Consider the following 15,054-nt stretch of genomic DNA (forward strand, 5'->3'; position numbering starts at 1 on the left):
TGTCGGCCTCGGCGTCCTTGTCGCCCTTGGCGTCCGAACCGGAGTCCGGCTTCACGACACCGAACGCGGTGGTACGCACATCGGCAGACGGCTTCGCGGCGGGCTTCCCGGCGCCAGCCGAAGCGGAACCCGGCTTCACGGCACGGAAGACGGCGGTCCGCTCGCTGTCGGAGTCCGCCGGGGGCGTGGCGGCCGGCTTCTTGTCGGCCTCGGCGTCCTTGTCGCCCTTGGCGTCCGAACCGGAGTCCGGCTTCACGACACCGAACGCGGTGGTACGCACATCGGCAGACGGCTTCTCGGCGGGCTTCCCGGCGCCAGCCGAAGCGGAACCCGGCTTCACGGCACGGAAGACGGCGGTCCGCTCGCTGTCGGCGGCGGGCTTCCCGGCCTCCGGCGCGGACGGCTCCTCCTCGTCCGCAGACGGCTTTTCGGGCGCGGAAGCGGAACCCGGCTTCACCGTACGGAAGACGGCGGTCCGCTCACTGTCGGCGGCAGCCTTGCGCGGGTCCTTGACGGGCTCGTCGGCGGGCTTCTCCGCGTCCCGCGACGGCTTGTCCGAGTCCTGCGGAGCGGAACCCGGCTTCACCGTACGGAAGACGGCAGTGCGCTCACTGTCGGCGGCAGCGGGGGGCGTGGCCGGCTGCTTGTCGGCCTTGGCGTCGGCATCGGCGTCGGGCTTCACGGAACCGAACGCGGTGGTGCGTGCGTCCCCGGCCGGCTTCACGGAGGCGTCGGCCTTCTCCACACCCGCACGCGGGTCGGCGTCCGCCGAAGCGGAACCCGGCTTCGCGGTACGGAAGACGGCGGTGCGCTCGCTGTCGGCGGGCGCGGTACGCGGGTCCCGGGCCGGCTTGTCCGGCTCCGGAGCGGGGTCGGACGTCACGACACCGAACGCGGTGGTGCGTACGTCCCCGGACGGCTTCGCGGCCGGCTTCTCGGGGGCTTCGGCCTTCTCCGCGTCCTCGGCCGGGTCCGCCGCAGGCACGTCGGCGTCCGGCGAAGCGGAACGCGGCTTCTCCGCCTCCGCAGCGCGGTCCGGCGTCTCCGTACCCTCGGGAGCCGGCTCGCGGGGCGGGGACTGACGGACCACACCCGCCACCGGGGTCTTCGGGTCCACCCGACCGGGGGACGGCCTCGACGGGGCAGCGGCCTCCGGCTCGGCGTCCGAGTCCGCGTCCGAGTCCGAGTCCGCGTCCGCATCCGAGTCCGCGTCCTCCGCCTGCTCGTCCGGCTCGGTCGTCGCGACCCACGCCGCCACGGCCTCCTTCAGCGGGTCTCGCGGCTGGAAGACCGACAGCCTCGGGTCCTGCTCCCCGGACGCTCCTTCATCTACCGACTTGTCGGGGGACTCGCCCGCCACCGTTCCTCCTCGATCGCTGTCCGGTCACTGTCCGAACCGTCTAACAGTGTCCCGTCTAGGGGGCATCGCCCAACCGCTAGACGAGAACGACATAGCTACTGGTTCCCATACAAAGCGTCCAGGCGCTCTCGACAGATGAATGTGAGAGGCGTCACCCTGTCACTCATCCACGCGGGGAGGCATGGATGGGCAGGAGCCGCAGAACAATTCCGGAGGAGCTTCTGCTGCTCGCTTTGGACCCGGCCACGGGTACCACGGCGCAGCCGCAGTCGCTCGACCTCGGCCTGGCCGGGGCACAGCTAGTGGAGCTGGCTCTGGCAGGACGGATAGCCCCTGACGGGGATCGTATAGCCGTGGTGATGCCACGGCCGACAGGAGATCCGACTCTGGACTCCGCACTGGAACTGCTGCGCAGGCGCGGCAGCCCGGTACGGGCCGTCCACTGGATCGGCGGACCCCGGCTGGGGCTCCGCCAGATTTACCTCGCGCACCTGGAGCGCTGCGGCATGGTCCACGCCGTCGCGGGACAGATGTGCGGGGTGCTGCCGACGACTCGCTACCAGGCGACCGACACGGCGATCAGCCGGGAGATCCGTGCCCGGCTCGACAGTGCGATCCGCACCGGCGTACCGCCGGACCCGCGGACCGCGGCGCTCGCCGCGCTGGCCCACGCGGTCGGACTCGGCAAGCACCTGTACCCCGGCAACGAGGGGCGGTCGTCCAGGTCCCGGCTGCGGGACCTGATCCGGCACGACCCGATGGGCGGTCTCGTCGCGCACGCCGTGATGGACGTCCAGAACGGCGTGGCCGCACAGCCGCGCCGCGACCGCGCCGCACAGCCGCAGCCCCAGCCGGCGGTCCGGGCCACGGCGACCGGCGGTGTTCCGCTGCAGCCGCGCCGGACGGGTGCGATGGCCCGCGCGGCCGCGCACTGAGCGACGGCACGACCCGCAGCACCCGCAGCACCCGCACGACCCGCGACACCCCTTGATCCGCCAGCGGGGCACAGATCCACAGATCCACAGATCCAACGACACCGCGGCCGGAGGTCCCCCAAGACCCGGCCCCGGAGCCGCTCGCGCGCGGGGTGGCGAAGCCGACGAGACGGCTTCGCCACCCCGCGTGCCGCTTTCCCGCGTTCCCCAGCGCCGTCGCACCCTTCGGTGGCAGTCTGCTGAACACCAGACACTCAGCGAGACAGCGACAGAAGAAGGCGGAGGTGCCGTTCACGTGGCGTCCAATGTCAATCCCACCGTCCGACGCCGCCGACTGGGCATGGAGTTGCGCAAGCTCCGCGAGGACAAGGGCATGACGGCCGAGCAGGTCGCCGAGCGCCTCCTCGTCTCCCAGTCCAAGATCAGCCGTCTGGAGAACGGCCGCCGGTCCATCAGCCAGCGCGACGTCCGAGACCTGTGCGAGGTGTACGAGGTCGAGGACCCCCGGCTCGTGGACTCCCTCATGCAGATGGCCAAGGACTCCCGCCAGCAGGGCTGGTGGCACGCCTTCGGGGAGATCCCCTACAGCGTCTACATCGGCCTGGAGACGGACGCGGCCAGCCTGCGCACCTACGAGCCGCAGATGGTGCCCGGCCTGCTCCAGACCCCCGAGTACGCCCAGGCGCTGATCCGCGGCGCGCTGCCCGAGACGGCGCCCGGCGATGTGGAGAAGCGCGTCCAAGTGCGCATGCACCGCCAGAAACGGTTGTCCGAGACGGAGAACAACAACCCGGACGTGGGTCCGCTGCGGCTGTGGGCGGTCATCGACGAGGCGGCGCTGCGCCGGCACGTCGGCGATCCGCAGTTGATGATCCGGCAGCTGGAGTTCTTGATAGAGCAGTCGCAGCAGCCGTACATCACCGTGCAGGTGATGCCCTTCACGATGGGCGCCCATCCGGGAATGAACGGGCAGTACGCAATTCTGGAATTCCCGGACGCGTCGGACTCGACGGTCGTCTACATCGAGGGCGTCACGAGCGACCTGTACCTGGAGAAGGCCAACGACGTCCAGAAATACAGCGTGATGTACGAGCACCTGCGCGCCCAGGCCCTCAACGTGGACCAGACCCGGCAGTTCATCTCCGAGATCATCGAACAGCACGCGGGCAAGGCGAACTGACCGCGAACTCTGCAGAGCAGCAGGAAGCGGACGGAAGTGGCGAGGGGGCCAGCACGGTACACCGTCGGTCCCCGGCCACAGAAGGCCTGAATGGAATATGCCACCCGGTCGAGTGAATGCCTCCTTCGGCCATCGGGAGCTGCCGGTAGCGTCGATCACGTCGGCCGGGGATATCCCCGGCCGGCACGCAACCGGAACTACTCGCTGAACCGGAGAAGAACATGGCTATTCGTCAGGGCGGCACGGAAAACTGGACCAAGTCCTCCTACTCCGGCGGAAACGGGGCCTGCGTCGAGGTCAAGTCTCCCGTCACGCAGGCCATCGCCGTCCGCGACTCGAAGGTGCAGGACGGCCCGTCCCTCACCTTCGCGCCGGGTTCCTGGACCTCCTTCGTCACCGGAGTGGTCGAGGGCGGACTGGGACGCCTCGCCTGAACCGTCCGAACCCCCCACACAGCAGCACCCCGTACGGAGCCCTCTCGACCGGCCCGCCGTCCTGGCCGAGGGGGCTCGGCCATGTCCGCCGACGCCCGCGGCGGCCGTCAGCGCAGCTGGTCCACGTACCGGTCGGTGCCCGGCACCGTCGGGACGAACGGCGCCACCAGCTCCACCCGCCCCAGCCCCGACTCCGCGACCTCCGCGTCCAGCCCCTGGAAGCGGTCCCAGCAGGTGCGCGGGTCGGCCTCCAGGAACCACAGCAGCGTGAGCCGGGTGTCGACCCCTTCGACCTGCTTGACGTAGGTCATCCGGTCGCCGGGCAGCGGGGTCGGCCGGAAGACCGTCACCATCGCCGCGGGTGAGCCGTGCAGCCGGCGCGGCAGCGCCCGGGAGCGCAGCCACTCCAGCAGTTCCGCCCGCCGGCCGGGCCCGTCGGCGTCGACGACCTGGAGGACCAGCCCCGCGTACGGGTGGTCGAGGGCGTGGAAGTCCCGGGGGCCGGCGGCCCCGTCGCGGTAGACCGTGGCCTCGTGGTCCTGGAAGGCCGTGAAGACGTGCGTGCGGTCCTGGTAGACCCGCCCGTCACGGTTCAGCCGCTTGTTGATGCCGACGGTCCACTTCATGTGCTCGTCGTAGCGGCCCTCGGTGACCCAGTACGTCGAGATGTAGCAGCCGGCGGTGACGGGCTGGGCGACCGCCGACTTCTCGGGGTAGCGCAGCTCCTGGAGCTCGCGGGTGGCCACCCAGCGGCGGCCGGCGTACATCCAGGGCATGGCCATGGCGCCGGCGTAGTAGTGGTCGTCCTCGTACCAGCGGTTGTACGCGTACTCGTGGCCCGGGTGCGGCTCCACCATGGTGATCAGGGCGTGGCCGGGACGGACCCCGTACGGGCCGACGGCCGCGAGCTCCGCGTAGTCGCCGGCCCGGGTGTCTTCTCGTTCCCGCTCGTCTCTCGTCATGCCACCGGTGTATCTGATGGCACGTCAGTTGTGGAGGGGTCGCACGGCGTTCGGCCCTCGGAAAGGTAGGTGCCCGCTGCACCTTTCCCGGTTAGGCTGCGGCCACCCGCCACCGAAGGAGCCGCCCCATGCCCCCGAGCACCGCGTCCGTCGCCGCCCCGCTCCGTACCGTTCCGGCCTCCGCCGCCCCGCCGGCCTTCGCCGCACGCGCGGCCGCCGTGGGCGGCTCGGCCGTACGGGAGATCCTCGCGGTCACCGAACGCCCCGGGGTGATCTCCTTCGCCGGAGGCCTGCCCGCGCCCGAGCTCTTCGACACCGAGGGCCTGCGCGCGGCGTACGACGCGGTCCTGACCGGCGCCGGAGCCGCCCGGGCCCTGCAGTACTCCACCACCGAGGGCGCCCCCGAACTGCGCTCGGCCGTCGCCGCCCGGGCCGCCGCACGGGGCCTTGCCACCTCGGCGCAGGACGTGCTGGTCACCACCGGCTCCCAGCAGGGGCTCGCCCTCGTCGCCGCCGCCCTCCTGGAGCCCGGCGACACGGTGCTCGTCGAGAACCCCACCTACCTGGCGGCCCTCCAGTGCTTCGCCCTGGCCGGGGCCCGGGTCATACCGGTGCCCTGCGACGAGCAGGGCCTGCTCCCCGACGCCCTCGCCGAGATCACCGCACGCGAGCGGCCGAAACTGCTCTACACGATCCCCACCTTCCAGAACCCGACCGGTCGCACCCTGCCGGGGGACCGCCGGGCCGAGGTGGCCCGGATCGCGGCCCGGCTCGGGCTGTGGCTGCTGGAGGACGACCCGTACGGCGAACTCCGCTACGAGGGCGCCCACGAGCCCTGGATCGCCGCCCACCCGGGCGCCGAGGACCGCACCGCACTGCTCGGCAGCTTCTCGAAGGTGATGGCCCCGGGGCTGCGCCTGGGCTGGCTGCGCGCCCCCGCCGCCCTGCACCGCGCGGCGGTCGTCGCCAAGCAGGCGGCGGACGTGCACACCTCGACGGTGGACCAGCTGGCCGCCGCCCACTACCTCGGCGCCCAGGACCTCGACGCCCACGTCGAGCGGGTCCGGGACGCCTACCGCGCCCGCCGTGACGCCCTCCTCGCGGGACTCGGCTCGGCGCTCCCGGCCGGCTCGGAGTGGAACCGCCCCGAGGGCGGCATGTTCGTGTGGGCCCGCCTGCCCGAGGGGTACGACGCGGTGGCCCTGCTGAGGTCCGCCGTCGAGCACGACGTGGCGTACGTGCCCGGGGCCCCCTTCTTCACGGTCGCCCCGGACCCGCGCACCCTGCGGCTGTCCTTCACCACGCACACCCCGGAGGAGATCACCGAGGGCCTGCACCGGCTCCGCCGCGGCCTTTCCCAGGGGGTGTCCGCCTAGGCGTACAGCTCCTCGATCTCGGCCGCGTAGCGCCGGGCCACCTCCGCGCGGCGCACCTTCAGCGTCGGGGTGAGGGTGCCGGCGCCGACCGACAGCTCCTCGTCCAGGACGCGGAAGGCCCGGATGCGGGCCGGGCGGGAGACGGCGGCGTTGGCCTCGGCGACGGCCGCGGCCACCAGTTCCCGTACCGCCGGGTGCGCGGCCGGGGCCGGGCCGAGGTCGAGGGATTCGCGGGCGGCCCAGGCGGCGACCTCCTCGGCGTCCAGGGTGATCAGGGCCACCGGGTGGGGGCGCCGATCGCCGATCAGGACCGCGCGCGAGACGAACCGGGAGGCGGCCCGGACGGCGAACTCCACCTCGGTCGGGGTGATGTTCTTGCCGGCCGAGGTGATGATCAGCTCCTTCTTGCGGCCGGTGATGGACAGGAAGCCGTCGGCGTCCAGTTCGCCCAGGTCCCCGGTGTGCAGCCAGCCGTCCGCGTCCAGGACGCCGGCCGTCGCGCCGGGGTTCGCGTGGTAGCCCGGGAAGACCATCGGGCCCCGGGCGAGCACCTCCCCGTCCGGGGCGATCCGCACCTCGCAGCCCGCTACCGGCCGGCCCACCGTGCCGTACCGGACGGCGTCGGGGTGGTTGAGGCTGATCACCCCGGCCGACTCGGTCATCCCGTAGCCCTCGAACACCCGGATCCCGCAGGCGCGCAGGAAGTCGAGGGTGGCGGGGGCGATCGGGGCGCCGCCGGTCAGGGCCCACTTGAGCCGGCCACCGAACGCGGCCCGGACCAGGGCGTAGAGGGACTCCTCCGCGGCCTCCCACGCCGGGCGCAGCTCCTGCGGGAGGGCCCCGTCGGCGGCGAGCACGCCCAGCCGGACGGCCTCCTCGAAGCGCTCCCGGCCGCCGTCGCGCCCCTCCGCCAGCCCCAGCACCACCGCGTGGACCTTCTCGAACAGCCGGGGTACCGAAGGGAGGTGGGTCGGCCGGGCCCCGGCCAGTTCGGCCACCACTTCCTCGATCCGGCCCCCGAAGTAGCACAGCTCCCCGCCCTCCAGCAGGGTGGTGAACTGGATCAGCTGCGCCAGCAGGTGCGCCAGCGGCAGGTAGAGGTACGTGGAGTCGCCGGGCCCGCCCTGGACGAGGGGGAGGGTGGCGTCCTGGACGGCCCCGAGGTTGCCGTGGGTGAGCCGGCAGCCCTTGGGCAGGCCGGTGGTGCCGGAGGTGTAGACGATCGCGGCGTCCGCCGCGGGGGTCACGGCGGCGGCCCGCGCGGCCAGTTCGGCGTCCGAGGGCTCCGGCGGGGCGCCGGGCTCGTCCATGCGCACGACCGCCCGCAGCGCGGGCAGTTTGGGCCGCAGCGCCTCCACCCGGGCCGCCTGGGCCGCGTCCTCGCAGACGGCCACCACCGCCTCGGAGTCGGAGAGCACCCAGGCGAGCTCCTCCTCCCCCGCCGTCGGGTACACGGGCACCAGGACCGCGCCCGCCGCCAGGATCCCGAAGTGGGTGTACGTCCACTCGGGCCGGGTCTCCGCGAGCACCGCCACCCGCTCCCCGGCCCCGACGCCCAGCCCGAGCAGCAGGCGCCCGGTCCCGCGTACGGCGGCGCCGAGTTCGGCGTACGTACGGGTCTCCCAGCCGTCGCGCTCCGGTGTGCGGAAGCGGAGCGCCGTGGCGTCCCCGTACCTCTCCTCGGTCCACTGGGTGAACACCGCCAGCGTGCTCGGACGACCGCCCATCGCTTGCCCTCCCGGGATAGGTGACCCCCCGATGGTGGACACGCCCGGACCCCGCCCGGCATGACCGGAAGCGTCACCCCCGCTGACCGCAGCGCTCATTGGGGCTACCTTCGAAGCCATGGGGAGGCGGACGATCACCGTGCACCACGTCCGGGCCGTGCTCGCGGGGGCGCGGCGCGCCGGCTTCGACCTGGTGCCGCTGCTCCAGGAGGCGCAGATCCCGCCGCTGCTGCTCGGCGACGACCGGGCGCGGATCACGCCCGCGCAGTTCGCACGGCTCTTCCGGGCCCTGTACCGGACCACCCAGGACGAGTTCCTCGGGCTGTCCGCCGTGCCGAGCCGGCCGGGCACCTTCGCGATGATGTGCCACGCCTGCCTGGGCTGCCGGGACCTGGGCGCGGCCGTGGAGCGGGCGGCGGCGTTCTACGGGCTGTTCGCGGGCGGGCCGGAGCTGGCACTGGAAACCGCGGGCGGGCAGGCCCGGTTCAGCGTGCGCAACGACTTCGACGGGGACGAGGAGCGGTTCCTGACCGAGTGCGTGCTCGCGATCTGGCACCGGCTCTGCAGCTGGCTCGTCGGACGGCGGATCCCGCTGGTCCACGCCGCCTTCGCCTATCCCCCGCCGCCGCACCGGGACGAGTACGACACCCTCTTCGGTTGTCCGGTGCGCTTCGGGGCCGGGCGGACGGAGGCCGTCTTCGACGCGCGCTGGCTGACCGCGCCGCTGGTGCGGGACGAGGCCGCGCTCGACGCGATGCTGCGCCGGGCCCCCTTCGACCTGCTGTCGCGCCCCGAGTACGGGACCACGGTCGCCGAGCAGGTACGCCGGACCCTGACGCGGCGGCTGCGCGGCTCACCGCGGCTGCCCGAGCTCGGGGAGGTGGCGGCGCGGCTGGCGGTGTCCCCGGCGACGCTGCGGCGCCGGCTGAGGCAGGAGGGGACCTCCTTCCAGCAGCTCAAGGACGACGTGCGGCGGGACGCGGCGATCGCGGGGCTGGCCGAGGGCGGGGAGCCGATCGCGGAACTCGCCGCCCGGCTGGGGTTCTCGGAGGACACCGCCTTCCACCGCGCGTTCCGCCGCTGGACGGGGACGACACCGGGGGCGTACCGGATCGCCTCGGGCGGGTAGCGGCTGCGCCGGCCGGTGGCGCGGCGGACCGGGCGGCGGCAGGACGGCCTGCGGAGCCGGGCGGCGGCGCGGCGGGCGGGGGTGGGAGGCGGGGTCAGGAAAGGTGAGCTTTCCGGTCAGCGACATGCCGACCGGTCGGTCACTACCTTCGCCTCACCTGCCCCCACACTTACGCACGTTGGGAGTCCCGCCCATGCGTTTGCGCAGCAGCACCGCCCTGGCCGCCGCCGCGGCCGCGGCCGCCCTGAGTCTCTTCGCCCAGCCGCCCACCGCTGCCGCCGCCGAAGAGGCCGGCCGGCCCGGCGACGTCGTCGGCAGCGCCCCTTCCGCCTTCCACCCGCTGCCCGGCCAGCCCACCGGCACCAAGGCCTGGAAGGTGCACTACCGCTCGACCACCGCCGACGGCGCCCCGAACGTGGTCTCGGGCACCGTCATCGTCCCGCAGGACGGCCGCACCGGCCCGCGCCCGCTGATCACGTACGCCGTCGGGACCGTGGGCCTGGGCGACTCCTGCGCGCCGAGCGGCAACCTCCCGAACGGCACCGCCATGGAGGCCAACCTCATCCAGCAGTACACGCAGCGCGGCTGGGCCGTCGTCGTCACCGACTACGAGGGTCTCGGCACGCCCGGCGTCCACACCTACACGGTCGGCCCCTCGGCGGGCCACGCGATGCTCGACGCCGCCCGCGCCGCGATCCGGCTGCCCGGGACCGGGCTGTCCGCCGACACGCCGGTCGGCATCGTCGGCTACTCGCAGGGCGGCCAGGCCAGCAGCTGGGCGGCCGAGCTTCAGGGCTCGTACGCCCCCGAGCTGAAGGTGAAGGGCACCGCGACGGGCGGTGTCCCCGCCGACCTGCTGAAGGTGGCCGCCTTCAACGACGGCTCCTACGGCTCCGGGCTGATCTTCATGGCGGCGGCCGGGCAGGACGCGGCCTTCCCCGAGCTGAAGCTCGACTCGTACCTCAACCCGGCGGGCCGGGCGCTGGTGGCGGGGATGAAGGAGAACTGCGTGGCGGTCGACGCGATCGCCGGCTCCTTCAAGCGGATCTCCGACCTGACCGCCCGCGACCCGCTCGCGCAGCCCGACTGGCGGGCCCGGCTTAACCAGAGCCGGCTGGGCCGGACCGCGCCGGCCGCGCCGGTGCTCCAGTACCACGCGCTCGGCGACGAGCTGATCCCGTACGCGGTGGGGCGGCAGCTGCGCTCGGAGTGGTGCGCGCGGGGTGCGGACGTCCAGTTCGACACCATCGTGCTCGGCGAGCACGTCAGCGGGGTCATCACGCACTCCCTCGCGGTCGGGAACTGGCTGGCGGACCGCTTCGCGGGCCGCGCCACCCGCCCCGACTGCTAGGGAGCGGCATCACGACTGCCCCGCCGGTTCACTCACCGGCGGGGCAGGAGCGCGTCCCGCCCGGCAGCTTCCCGGCGGTCAGGAACTCGTCGACGTACCCGCGTACGCAGGCGGACGCGGCGTAGCCGGTGTGCCCGTCGCCCTTGTGGTCGATGACCACCGCCGACCCGAGCCGGCGGGCCGTCTCCTCGGTCCATTCGTACGGGGTCGCCGGGTCCCCGCGCGTGCCGACGAGGAGCATCCGGGGTGCGCCCGGGTGGTCGATGCGGCGGATGAAGTCGGTGCCCGCGGGGCGTCCGTAGCAGGACAGTACGGTCATCAGCTGGCCCGGCCCGAAGACCGGCGAGGTGCGGTGGAACTCGTCCCGCAGGTCGCGGATCTCCTGCTCGACGGCCTCCGGGCTGGCCTTGTCGTTGCTCCGGTCGGGGTCGTCGGCGCAGTTCACGGCGGTGAGGGCGGCCTCGGCGTTGTCGTCGGGGACCTTGGCGGGGCCGTCGGCGGGCGGCGGTTCGGCCGGGCCGCCCAGTTCCGTCAGCGGGACCGGGTCACGGTCGCGCTCCACGCGGGCGAGGGCCTCGGCGAGGTCGGGCCACAGACTCCTGGAGTACAGGGCTGCGCCGACGGCCCCCACCGCGTCCTGCCCGGTGAAGTGGGAGCCGTCGTCCCCGACCAGCGGGTGCTCGTCGAGCCGTTCGACCAGGGCCTCGACCTTCTCGCGGGCGGTGCGGGTGTTGGTGCCGTAGACGCAGTCGTGCTGGTGGGCGCACCAGGCGAGGAAGTTCTCCAGGGCCCGCTGCTGGCCTCGGGCGGAGACCAGGGCCTGCTCGGTGAGCGGTTCGGTGAGGGTGTCGACCCCGTCGAGGACCATCCGGCCGGTCCGTCCGGGGAACTGGGCGGCGTAGACGGCGCCGAGCCGGGTGCCGTAGGAGAAGCCGAGGTAGTTGAGCTTCTTGTCGCCGAGGGCCTCGCGGATGCGGTCCATGTCGCGGGAGACGTTGACGGTGCCGATGTACGGGAGCACGGGCCCGGAGTGCAGCGCGCACCGCTCGGCGACGGCGCGGAGCGCGGCCAGCTGGGAGGCGGCGTCGCCCGGCACCTCGTCGCCGGTCTCCTGGGATCCGCCGCAGGAGACGGGGGTGCTGAGGCCGACGCCGCGGGGGTCGAAGGCGACGAGGTCGTAGCGCTCGCCGAGCTTCGCGAAGGGCTTGGGGTCGGCGGCGAGGGAGGCGATCCCGGGGCCGCCGGGGCCGCCGAAGTTCAGCAGCAGGGAGCCGAGGGGCCTGCGGCCGGGGGCGGTCGCGGGAAGGCGGGCGACGGCTATTCGGGTGGTGCCCTTGGCGGGGTCCGCGTAGTCGAGGGGGACGGTCACCTCCGCGCACCGCATCTCCGCGGGCACGCGTTCGAGGGGGCAGTCCCCCCAGCGTATGCGCGGGCCGGCCGTCGGCGCCGTGACGGCGGGGGCGGCGGCCGGCGCGGCCGTGGGGGCGGCGGGGGCGGCGGTGAGGGAGGCGGCCAGCACCACCGCGCAGGCCGCGCCCGTCGCGCAGGCGGCGCCGGTGACGGTACGGGGACGGGGACGGGGCATGCGCCCTCCTCGGGTCGCCCCCCGGACCGGTCGGCCCCGCCCACCATAAGCGGGCCCCGGCGCCCCCGCCCCTCGGGACGCCCGCCCGGGTCGGGTGGGGCGGGGCGCGCCGGTCAGGCGGTGCGGGGCGCGCCCGTCAGGCCGTGCGGGGCGTCCGGTACAGCTCGTTGATCTCGCTCTCGTGGTCGCGGGCGATCGCGCCGCGCCTGAGCTTGAGCGAGGGGGTGAGGTGGCCGCGCTCCTCGGTGAACTCCCCCGGCAGGACGGTGAAGCGGCGGATGGACTCGGCCCGCGACACCAGCTTGTTCGCCTCGTCCACCGCCCGCTGGAGCTCGGCCAGCAGCTCCGGGTCCGTGACCAGCTCGCGGATCGGCACGCCCTGCTTCTTGTGCATCTGCCGCCAGTGGGCGAGCCCGTCCGGCTCCAGGGTGACGAGGGCCGCGATGTACGGGCGGTTGTCGCCGATGACCAGGCACTGGCCGACCAGCGGGTGGGCGCGCAGCCAGTCCTCCAGGGGCGCGGGGGCGACGTTCTTGCCGCCGGAGGTGATGATCACGTCCTTCTTGCGGCCGGTGATGGTCAGGTACCCGTCGGCGTCCAGCTCGCCGAGGTCCCCGGTGGCCAGCCACTGCCCCGGCGGGTGGGCGGCCACGTTCCAGTACCCGGCGAAGACGTGCCGGCCGCGCAGCAGCACCTCCCCGTCGTCGGCGATGCGCACCGCCGTCCCCGGCAGCGGCCAGCCGACGGTGCCGAGCCTGGGGCGCTGGGGCGGGGTGACGGTCGAGGCCGCGGTGGTCTCCGTCAGCCCGTAGCCCTCGAAGACGTCGATGCCCGCGCCGGTGTAGAAGGCGGCGAGGCGTCGCCCGAGGGGGGAGCCGCCGCTGAGGACGTAGCGCACCCGGCCCCCGAGGGCGGCCCGGATGCGGCGGTAGACGAGCGGGTCGTACAGGGCGCGGGCGGCCCGCAGCCCCATCCCGGGCGTCTTCCCCTCGACGGTCTCGCCGTACTGCCGGGCGATGCGGGCGGCCCGGTCGAAGGAGGCGGCCCGGCCCATGCTCTCGGCGGTGGCGCGGGCGGTGTTGTAGACCTTCTCCAGGACGTAGGGGATGGCGAGCAGGAAGGTCGGCTGGAAGCCGGCGAGGTCGGCGAGCAGTTCCTCGGTGCGGATGCTCGGCGCGTGGCCCAGCTTGACCCGGGCGCGCAGGCAGCCGACGGCGACCATCCGCCCGAACACGTGCGAGAGCGGCAGGAAGAGCAGCGTGGAGGCGGGGTCCTTGCTCACGGACCGGAAGACGGGGTGCAGCAGCTCCACGGCGTTGTCGACCTCGGCGTGGAAGTTGCCGTGGGTGAGCACGCAGCCCTTGGGCCGGCCGGTGGTGCCGGAGGTGTAGACGAGCGTGGCGACGGATTCGGGCGTACGGGCGGCCCTGCGCGCGTGGACGATCGCGTCGGGCAGGTGCTCCCCGGCCTTGACGAGCCGGGCCAGCGCGCCCGTGTCGAACTCCCACAGGTGCGCGAGTCCGGGGAGGTTGGCGCGCTCGGCGCTGATGAGGCGGGCCTGGACGGTGTCCTCGACGGCGCAGGCCACGGCTCCGGAGTCGTGGATGATCCAGCGGGCCTGGACGGCGGAGGAGGTCGGGTAGATCGGTACGGTCACCAGGCCCGCGGCCCATCCGGCGAAGTCGAGCAGGGTCCACTCGTAGGTGGTCCGGGCCATGATGGCGAGCCGGTCGCCCTCGGCGAGGCCCTCGGCGATCAGGCCCTTGGCGACGGCGAGGACCTCGCGCGCGAACTCGGCGGCGGTGACGTCGCGCCAGGTTCCGTCGCGTTCCTTGCGGGCGAGCACGGCCTCGCGGGGCGCTTCGCGGGCGTTCTGGAACGGTATGTCCCCGAGGGAACCGCTCGCGGCCGGCCCGACGAGCGGCGGCACGGACACCTCGCGCACCACCCCGCCGACGATCGTCTTGACGGGCTCGACGGGCTTCGGCGCGGCTGCGTCCACGGCGTTCTCCTCGGTCGTCGCGGTGTTACCGCCGGTAATCTACGCACGCCCCCGCGCCCCGGACCACCCCCCGTACACCATCTCCCCGCCGGCTCCACACCCCGTCGACGGCGCACACACGCCGGCCCCGCATGCCGGAACGCCTGCGTCAGCCGGGCCGCACCGGGCAGAATTCCGGTCGGGTCCGTCCCCACCCCTAGGAGCAGCCGGTGTCGCCGTCCCAGGAAATCGAGTTGACGCTCACCCCCGCCCAGGCCGCCACGGGCGTGGTCATCCCCGTCACCCTGCCGGCCGGCCCCCAGCGCCTGCGCATACCCCCGGCCCGCAACGGCGACCTCGTCCGGGCCCGCGTCGGTGAGACCGAAGTCCTGCTCCGCATACGCGTGTCCGGCCCGCCCGTACCGCCGACGGCCCCGCAGCCGCCCGCCCCGGCGGGGAAGAGCGGCGCGCTGGGGTGCCTGGTGGCCCTGGTCGTGGCCGCGGTGGTCGTCAGCCTCGTCGTCGCCAACTCCGACGACGACTCGGCGACCACGGCGTCCTCGACCCCGACGGCCGGGCCGACGTACACCCCGTACACCCCGCCGACGTACCGCCCTCCCACGTACAACCCGCCGACCTACGACCCGCCGACCTACGACCCGGCACCGGCCCCCACGCCCACCACCGAGGCCCCGAGCCCCTTCGACACGGGCACGTGCCTCAACGGCCAGCTGCCGGACTCCACCACCGCGCAGACGGTCCGCGGGGTGAAGGAGGTCTCCTGCTCGGCCTCCGACGCCCACTACCGCGTCATCCAGCGCTTCCCCTTCACCTCGGACATGAGCCGCTGCGACGAGAACCCCAAGACCGAGTACGGCTTCTCGTACCGCTACACGATGAACGGCAGCGTCATCAACGAGTACGTCTACTGCCTGGTCGGCATCGGCTCCTACTCCCGCGCCTAACGCCGGAGAAGCGGGCCGCCACTGCCAGCGGTACGGCTTGACGCTGGGGTCGTAGGAGCAGGTGACCTT

General features: G+C 73.7%; 11 protein-coding genes and 1 pseudogene. 7 read left to right on the forward strand and 5 right to left on the reverse strand.

Features of this window, described 5'->3' with window-relative positions:
• Positions 1-1,360: pseudogene (locus ACZ597_RS34195) on the reverse strand (hypothetical protein); the annotation flags it as partial.
• Between the two features lie 185 nt (positions 1,361-1,545).
• On the opposite strand from ACZ597_RS34195, the gene ACZ597_RS34200 reads away from it, so the two are divergent.
• The 3 genes from ACZ597_RS34200 (at position 1,546) to ACZ597_RS34210 (ending at position 3,909) form a co-directional block, all read left to right on the forward strand.
• On the forward strand, positions 1,546-2,295 hold the full coding sequence (locus ACZ597_RS34200) for a GOLPH3/VPS74 family protein (RefSeq protein WP_471339037.1): 750 nt from the start codon (positions 1,546-1,548) through the stop codon (positions 2,293-2,295).
• A gap of 295 nt (positions 2,296-2,590) precedes the next feature.
• Complete coding sequence (locus ACZ597_RS34205; RefSeq protein ID WP_471339039.1) at positions 2,591-3,475, forward strand: helix-turn-helix domain-containing protein; 885 nt, start codon at positions 2,591-2,593, stop codon at positions 3,473-3,475.
• A gap of 221 nt (positions 3,476-3,696) precedes the next feature.
• Positions 3,697-3,909, forward strand: coding sequence for a DUF397 domain-containing protein (locus ACZ597_RS34210; protein ID WP_125601481.1), 213 nt, complete (start codon positions 3,697-3,699; stop codon positions 3,907-3,909).
• Positions 3,910-4,016: 107 nt separating this feature from the next.
• Here the strand turns inward: ACZ597_RS34210 and ACZ597_RS34215 are convergent, their stop codons facing one another.
• Positions 4,017-4,871 carry a hypothetical protein gene (locus tag ACZ597_RS34215; protein WP_471285738.1) on the reverse strand — a complete coding sequence of 285 codons (855 nt, stop codon included), beginning with the start codon at positions 4,869-4,871 and terminating at the stop codon, positions 4,017-4,019.
• 128 nt (positions 4,872-4,999) lie between these two features.
• Between ACZ597_RS34215 and ACZ597_RS34220 the strand changes: the two genes are divergently transcribed.
• Positions 5,000-6,247, forward strand: coding sequence for an aminotransferase-like domain-containing protein (locus ACZ597_RS34220; protein WP_471339041.1), 1,248 nt, complete (start codon positions 5,000-5,002; stop codon positions 6,245-6,247).
• Here ACZ597_RS34220 and ACZ597_RS34225 read toward each other — a convergent pair.
• Entirely contained in the window at positions 6,244-7,974 is a 1,731-nt protein-coding gene (locus ACZ597_RS34225) for an AMP-dependent synthetase/ligase (protein WP_471339043.1), read from the reverse strand. The genes ACZ597_RS34220 and ACZ597_RS34225 overlap by 4 nt on opposite strands.
• 118 nt (positions 7,975-8,092) lie before the next feature.
• On the opposite strand from ACZ597_RS34225, the gene ACZ597_RS34230 reads away from it, so the two are divergent.
• Positions 8,093-9,103, forward strand: coding sequence for an AraC family transcriptional regulator (locus ACZ597_RS34230; protein WP_471339045.1), 1,011 nt, complete (start codon positions 8,093-8,095; stop codon positions 9,101-9,103).
• A gap of 193 nt (positions 9,104-9,296) precedes the next feature.
• Positions 9,297-10,454 carry a lipase family protein gene (locus ACZ597_RS34235; RefSeq protein WP_471339047.1) on the forward strand — a complete coding sequence of 386 codons (1,158 nt, stop codon included), beginning with the start codon at positions 9,297-9,299 and terminating at the stop codon, positions 10,452-10,454.
• Positions 10,455-10,482: 28 nt separating this feature from the next.
• Here the strand turns inward: ACZ597_RS34235 and ACZ597_RS34240 are convergent, their stop codons facing one another.
• Both ACZ597_RS34240 and ACZ597_RS34245 read right to left on the reverse strand, forming a co-directional pair.
• Positions 10,483-12,039: an alpha/beta hydrolase gene (locus tag ACZ597_RS34240; RefSeq protein WP_471339050.1), complete on the reverse strand. Its 1,557-nt coding sequence runs from the start codon at positions 12,037-12,039 to the stop codon at positions 10,483-10,485.
• Positions 12,040-12,175: 136 nt separating this feature from the next.
• On the reverse strand, positions 12,176-14,041 hold the full coding sequence (locus tag ACZ597_RS34245) for an AMP-dependent synthetase/ligase (protein ID WP_471339052.1): 1,866 nt from the start codon (positions 14,039-14,041) through the stop codon (positions 12,176-12,178).
• 209 nt (positions 14,042-14,250) lie between these two features.
• On the opposite strand from ACZ597_RS34245, the gene ACZ597_RS34250 reads away from it, so the two are divergent.
• The gene (locus ACZ597_RS34250; RefSeq protein ID WP_471339055.1) at positions 14,251-14,985 is read left to right on the forward strand and encodes an LppU/SCO3897 family protein; all 735 of its coding nucleotides are present in this window, start codon (positions 14,251-14,253) and stop codon (positions 14,983-14,985) included.
• The last annotated feature ends 69 nt before the right edge of the window (positions 14,986-15,054 follow it).

Source organism: Streptomyces sp. NPDC040718 (genome assembly GCF_055593565.1).